This window comes from Bacteroidota bacterium, assembly GCA_034723125.1.
Classification (GTDB): domain Bacteria; phylum Bacteroidota; class Bacteroidia; order CAILMK01; family JAAYUY01; genus JAYEOP01.
Genome location: JAYEOP010000426.1, coordinates 1 through 2,155, shown reverse-complemented (window position 1 = coordinate 2,155; position 2,155 = coordinate 1). Strand labels below are relative to the sequence as shown.

Genomic DNA, 2,155 nt, shown 5'->3' with positions numbered 1-2,155 from the left:
GAATCACAAAGTATGAAACAATTCATTATGGAATTATTATACTATTGATTTTCTTTATGTTATCACAACTCGATATTTAATAAGTTTCCGAATGTCAATTCTTTATATTCAAATGCGAAACTTGAGTAAATAAATAATGAATATTGAACAAGGAATAAAGAATTTTGAAGTAAAAAGATGATAGCGAGCAAATTTCATTATTCATAATTCCTTGTTCGATATTCGATATTTTCGCGAAAATATATATGCTGAGCGGTCATAAACAGCGTTTTTCTACATCGTGTAAACGGATAATAATCAATATTTTAAACACAGTGCCAAAGCTCAAATTATGACCAGTCGAACTATAGGAATAAATTATGGTTTATAAAAAAAGTGAAAATCGGTGTTTAATCACTTACCTTAGAATAGCCCCTCCATTTTTCAATAACTTTTTCCATATCCTCAGGTAATTGAGAATCAAAAAACACTTTCTCATTTGTTGCAGGATGAATAAAGCCTAAAGATTTTGCATGTAATGCTTGCCTTGGAATAATTTTAAAACAATTATTAACAAACTGCTTATATTTTATAAAAGAAGGACCCGAAATTACTTTATTACCACCATAGGTAACATCATTAAAAACAGGATGACCTATTGAACTCATGTGAACTCTGATTTGGTGTGTACGACCTGTTTCTAACCTACATTCTATTAGGGTAGTATAAGCAAATCTTTCCAATACTTTGTAATAAGTAATAGCCGTTCTTCCTCTATCGGAATTTTTCAAGGCTTTCATTCTTCTTCGGTCTTTCGGATTTCTTATAAGATTTTTTTCTATTCGTCCATCCTCTTCAACATTTCCCCACACCAATGCAATATATTTTCTTTCAATACTATGATCAAAAAATTGTTTTGCCAGTTTTGTTAAAGTATCATCATTTTTTGCAATAACCAAAAGCCCACTGGTATCTTTGTCTATCCTGTGAACCAAACCTGCTCTCACATCATTATCATCAGAAGAAGGAAGGTCTTTAACATGATATAAAAGAGCATTTACCAGTGTTCCTGTAAAATTTCCATAAGCAGGATGCACAACCATTCCCGGCTGCTTGTTAACAATTATAATGTCATTATCTTCATATTTTATATCAATAGGAATATCTTCAGCAATTACTTCTTTATTTTGTGGAGGTTCAGGTAAAACAATTGAAATTACATCATCCGGTTTTATTTTATAATTACTTTTTACTGCATTTGAATTAACTAAGACACAATTAGCTTTAGCAGCATTTTGTATTCTATTGCGACTAACATTCATTATCCTGTTCATTAAAAATTTATCAATACGTAAAGAATCTTGTCCTGCATCAACAACTATTCTGTGATGTTCATATAATTCTTCAGTATCAAAATTCTGCTTATTTTCTTCCATCAATATTTATTTTCTTCTCAAATTTTAAAATTTCTTTGAAATCATTTAAGTGCAAAGATACCTTTATTCTTGTTTTGTTAAAAACTTATAAAAAATAAAACAGAAAGCTACTAATAAATCAATTCCAAATTTTAAAAAATAAGTCCACTCTAAAAAGTAATGAGTGCAGGTTTTAAAAATCATGAATTGTCCCATCATCTAAAGGTAGCCCTGATTTTCAGTTACTTCTCCCTTTAGGGTTTGGGGCAGAAAGAGACTGAAAATCATTTTAAGACTTTTTAGGGTGGACTAAAAAATATAATTAATGCAACAAATTATCATCATTTCTTTTCCTTTACATTAGAGAGAATATTAGTATTTAGTGCTTCTAAGAAAACTATCAAATTTTATGATTTCTAAGATTTTTGATGAGATTTTTATTTTTTGAGACGAGGCGATGCCTTAGCATCAGTGAGTTGAGAAAGATAAAAATATCGCAAAAAGATAGGAATCTAATTTTGCAGAGTTTTCTTAGAGGCACTATTTAAAAAAAACATTATTTAGTGGCTATAAGAAAACTTATATATTTTTGACTGTTAGAATATTATGTGTATTTTGTCGCTTGAATCTAATGTCATAAAGTAGTCATTAAATTGTCATTAAGTTACAAAACCCAATGACAGCTTGGCTAAATGACTATTAATGACAATTGAATGACTTTTACATTCACATCCATTATTAATTCAAAGCCCAAGTATAAT

General features: G+C 29.2%; 1 protein-coding gene. It reads right to left on the bottom strand.

Annotation, left to right across the window (positions count from 1 at the left end):
• Window positions 1–389 precede the first annotated feature (389 nt).
• Window positions 390–1,415 (bottom strand): RluA family pseudouridine synthase, encoded by a 1,026-nt coding sequence (locus U9R42_11385; GenBank protein MEA3496627.1) that lies wholly within the window; start codon window positions 1,413–1,415, stop codon window positions 390–392.
• Window positions 1,416–2,155: the final 740 nt, after the last annotated feature.

What these genes read in the sequence shown, in the direction of transcription:
- U9R42_11385 (MEA3496627.1), bottom strand. Translation starts at nt 1,415, where the DNA reads ATGGAAGAAAATAAGCAGAATTTTGATACTGAAGAATTATATGAACAT.